Annotated in this window: 4 protein-coding genes; all 4 read right to left on the bottom strand. The window is 64.0% G+C overall.

Features of this window, described 5'->3' with window-relative positions:
• On the bottom strand, nt 1-528 hold a 528-nt coding region (locus C6P61_RS17400), incomplete at its 3' end, for an acyl-CoA dehydrogenase family protein (protein ID WP_146115103.1).
• Between the two features lie 36 nt (nt 529-564).
• A complete protein-coding gene (locus tag C6P61_RS17395; RefSeq protein ID WP_105731152.1) occupies nt 565-1,509 on the bottom strand; it encodes an electron transfer flavoprotein subunit alpha/FixB family protein in 945 nt (314 codons plus the stop codon).
• 159 nt (nt 1,510-1,668) lie between these two features.
• Nucleotides 1,669-2,418, bottom strand: coding sequence for an electron transfer flavoprotein subunit beta/FixA family protein (locus C6P61_RS17390; protein WP_105731151.1), 750 nt, complete (start codon nt 2,416-2,418; stop codon nt 1,669-1,671).
• A gap of 64 nt (nt 2,419-2,482) precedes the next feature.
• Nucleotides 2,483-3,793: an MFS transporter gene (locus tag C6P61_RS17385; RefSeq protein WP_105731150.1), complete on the bottom strand. Its 1,311-nt coding sequence runs from the start codon at nt 3,791-3,793 to the stop codon at nt 2,483-2,485.
• Nucleotides 3,794-3,891: the final 98 nt, after the last annotated feature.

Here is a 3,891-nt window from a genome sequence, read left to right as displayed (position 1 = left end):
GCGCACTGCTGCCAGGTCCGAACCGGCCTGCGGCTCGGTCAGGTTCATGGTACCGGTCCACTGGCCCGAGATCAGCTGCGGTGCGTATTTCTGCCGCAACTCGTCGCTGGCAGCGGTCAGCAGCGCCTCGATCGCGCCGTCGGTCAGCATCGGGCAGAGCGCGAACGACAGGCTCGACGCATGCAGCATCTCGGTGCAGGCGGTCGCGATCAGCTTCGGCAGGCCCTGGCCGCCGTACTCGGTCGGGTGGATCACGCCTTGCCAGCCGCCTTCGATGAACTGGCGGTAGGCCTGCTGGAAGCCGGGCGTGGTCGTGACCTGGCCGTCCTTGAAAGCCGACGGGTTGCGGTCGCCCTCCCAGTTCAGCGGGGCCACGATGTCCTGGCAGAAGCGGGCCGACTCCTCGAGCACGGCCTGGGCGGTGTCGAGGTCGTAGTCCTCGAAGCCGGGCAGGGCAGCGACCTGGCCGATGCCGGCGAGGTCCTGCATGACGAAGAGCATGTCTTTGATGGGGGCTTGATAGCTCACGGTCTTGACTTCTGTATGGATGGTTGGAGGAAAGGCTTAGAGCGCCTTGACCAGTTCCGGCACTGCCGTGAACAGGTCGGCTTCCAGGCCGTAGTCGGCGACCGAGAAGATCGGCGCCTCCGCGTCCTTGTTGATCGCCACGATCACCTTGCTGTCCTTCATGCCGGCCAGATGCTGGATCGCACCCGAGATGCCGGCCGCGACATAGAGCTGCGGCGCGACGATCTTGCCGGTCTGTCCCACCTGCAGGTCGTTGGCGGCGTAGCCGGCGTCGACTGCAGCACGGGAAGCACCAATCGCGGCACCTAGCTTGTCGGCCAGCGGCGTGATGACTTCGTTGAATTTCTCGGCGCTGCCCAGGGCCCGGCCGCCCGAGACGATGATCTTGGCCGCGGTCAGTTCCGGGCGGTCGTTCTGCGTGATCTCGCTGCGCACCCAGGCGCTCTGGCCGCTGTCGGCCACGGCCGCCACGGTTTCGACCGCGGCGCTGCCGCCCTGTGCCGCTGCGGCGTCGAACGCCGTGCCGCGCACGGTCAGCACCTTGACGGCATCCGCGCTTTGCACGGTCGCGATGGCATTGCCAGCGTAGATCGGACGCTCGAAGGTGTCGGCCGAAATGACCTTGGTCACGTCGCTGAGCTGCGCGACGTCAAGCTGGGCGGCCACGCGCGGCGCTACGTTCTTGCCGCCAGCCGTGGCCGGGAACAGGATATGGCTGTACTGATTTGCAATCGCCAGTACTTGCGCGGCGACGTTCTCGGCCAGGCCGTGCGCCAGCGATTCGCCTTCAGCGAAGATGACCTTCGCGACCCCGGAAATCTTTGAGCCGGCAAGCGCTGCGTCCAATGCCTGATGTCCAGCAACCAGGAGATGCACTTCTCCAGCCCCGAGCAAGGCCAGTTCCGAGGCTGCCGTGACGGTGTTGAGGGTGGCGCCCTTGATGCTCTGGTGGTCGTGTTCCGCGATGACGAGGACTGTCATGTTGAGGATTCCTTTTGATTCGGTGGGGGACAGCGCTGACTGGTAGGCAGTCGGAATCTGTCCCGCAAGTCTCTGTCTGGTGGTCTGTCCGCCAGTCTTCTCTAATCAGTTGGTGACAGAGCACGTCGCTGCGCGACCGTGGTCTGTCACGCAATGGATTTAGATAACCTTTGCTTCGTTCTTGAGCTTGTCAACCAGCGCCGCCACGTCGGCGACCTTGATGCCGGCCTTGCGACCGGCGGGCTCTGCCACCTTCAGGGTCTTCAGGCGCGGCGCCACGTCCACGCCCAGGTCGGCCGGCTTGACGTTCTCGAGCGGCTTCTTCTTGGCCTTCATGATGTTGGGCAGCGTGACGTAGCGCGGCTCGTTCAGGCGCAGGTCGGTCGTGACGATCGCTGGCAGGCCCATGGACAGCACTTCCAGGCCGCCGTCGATCTCGCGCGTGACCTCGACCCGGTCGCCCGCGACTTCGACCTTGCTGGCAAAGGTCGCCTGCGGCAGACCGCTCAGTGCCGCCAGCATCTGGCCGGTCTGGTTGGCGTCGTCGTCGATCGCCTGCTTGCCCAGGATCACCAGGCCCGGTTGTTCCTTGGCCACCAGCGCAGCCAGCAGCTTGGCCACTGCCAGCGGCTGCAGCTCAGCGTCGGTCTCGACATGAATAGCTCGGTCAGCGCCGATCGCCAACGCGGTGCGCAGCGTTTCCTGGCACTGGCTCACGCCGCAGGAGACGGCGATCACTTCGGTCGCGGCGCCCTTTTCCTTCAGGCGCACCGCTTCCTCGATCGCGATCTCGTCGAATGGGTTCATGCTCATCTTGACGTTGGCGATGTCAACGCCCGTGCCGTCGGCCTTGACCCGCACCTTGACGTTGTAGTCCACCACGCGCTTGACGGGGACGAGGATCTTCATTTTTGACTCCAGGAGAAATGAAAAACAGGAGCGTGCAGGGACGTGACCCGCCCCTGACTCTCAATCAGGCCGAAGCGGCGCGATCGTGGTTGATGAAGGCCAGCGCGACAGCACCGATCACGCCGGCGGCGCCAATGACCAGGAAGTTCTGTTCCAGCGGCAGCTTGAGGGTCACGATCAGGCCGATCAGCAGCGGTGCCATGATGGCGCCAGCCCGGCCGACGCCGGAGGCCATGCCGATGCCGGTCGAACGGATGGCCATCGGGTAGAACTGGCCGGAATAGGCGTAGGCCACGATCTGTGCGCCAGTCGAGCAGGCGCCGACCGCACCGATGACCAGGTACAGCATGTCGGTCGACATCGGAATGGTCATCAGGTAGAGGAACAGGCCGCCCAGCGCATACATCGTCACCAGCACCCACTTGATGTGGAACTTGTCTGCCAGCCAGCCGCCAAAGATCGCGCCAAACATCGCACCCAGGTTCAAGGCAATGACGAAGCTCAGCGCCGAGCCCAGGCTGTAGCCGGACATGGCCATCAGCTTGGTCAGCCAGGAGCTCAGCGCGTAGATCATGAACAGGCCGGTGAAGAAGGCGATCCAGAACATCAGGGTGCTCAGGCCGCGACCTTCCTGGAACAGCCGGGCGATCGGCACACCCGCGCCCTTGGCCGACGGCGGCACGACGAACTGGTCTTCGGCGCTGAGCTTGAGGCTCGGTTCGATGCGCTGGACGATTTCGCGCAGATGGCGGTCGTCATGGTGAGCGATCAGATAGGGCAGCGACTCAGGCATGCTCTTGAGGATGAACGGGATCAGCAGCAGCGGGGCGCCAGCGGCAATGAACACCGACTGCCAGCCGTAGTCACCGATCAGCTGCTTGCCCAGCACCGCGGCCAGGATCCCGCCGAAGGCATAGCCCGAGAACATCAGCGTGGTCATGACACTGCGGATCTTCTTGGGCGAGTACTCGGTCATCTGCGCGACGATGTTGGGCATCACGCCGCCGATGCCCAGGCCGGCGATGAAGCGCATCACGCTGAAGCTGACCGGCTCGGTGGTGAAGCCAGCCGCCGCAGTGAAGACGCTGAACAGCAGCACGCAGATCACGATCGTCCAGCGGCGGCCGATCCGGTCGGACAGGGTGCCGAGCAGCATGGCGCCGAACATCATGCCGAACAGCGCCGAGCTGGCCATGAAGCCCGCGGTGGACGCGGTCACGTTCATTTCCTTCATGATCGAAGGCAGAGCGGTACCGGCGACCGCGATGTCATAGCCGTCGATGATGATGATCAGCAGGCACCAGAGCAGTACCTTCAGGTGGAAGCGGTTGAAGCGGGCGTCGTCGGCCAGCTTGTGCACATCGATGGTTCTCATATTGTCTCCGTTGGGTTTTTATCTGGAATGTTTATTCGATCGCGCTGGCCGACTTGATCTGGCTGCGCAGCACGAATTTCTGGATCTTGCCGGTCGAG

The sequence above is a fragment of the Malikia spinosa genome (genome assembly GCF_002980625.1).
Taxonomy (GTDB): Bacteria; Pseudomonadota; Gammaproteobacteria; order Burkholderiales; family Burkholderiaceae_C; genus Malikia; species Malikia spinosa.
The sequence above is the reverse complement of the archived record's forward strand: the minus strand, read 5'-3'. Positions and strand labels throughout refer to the sequence as shown.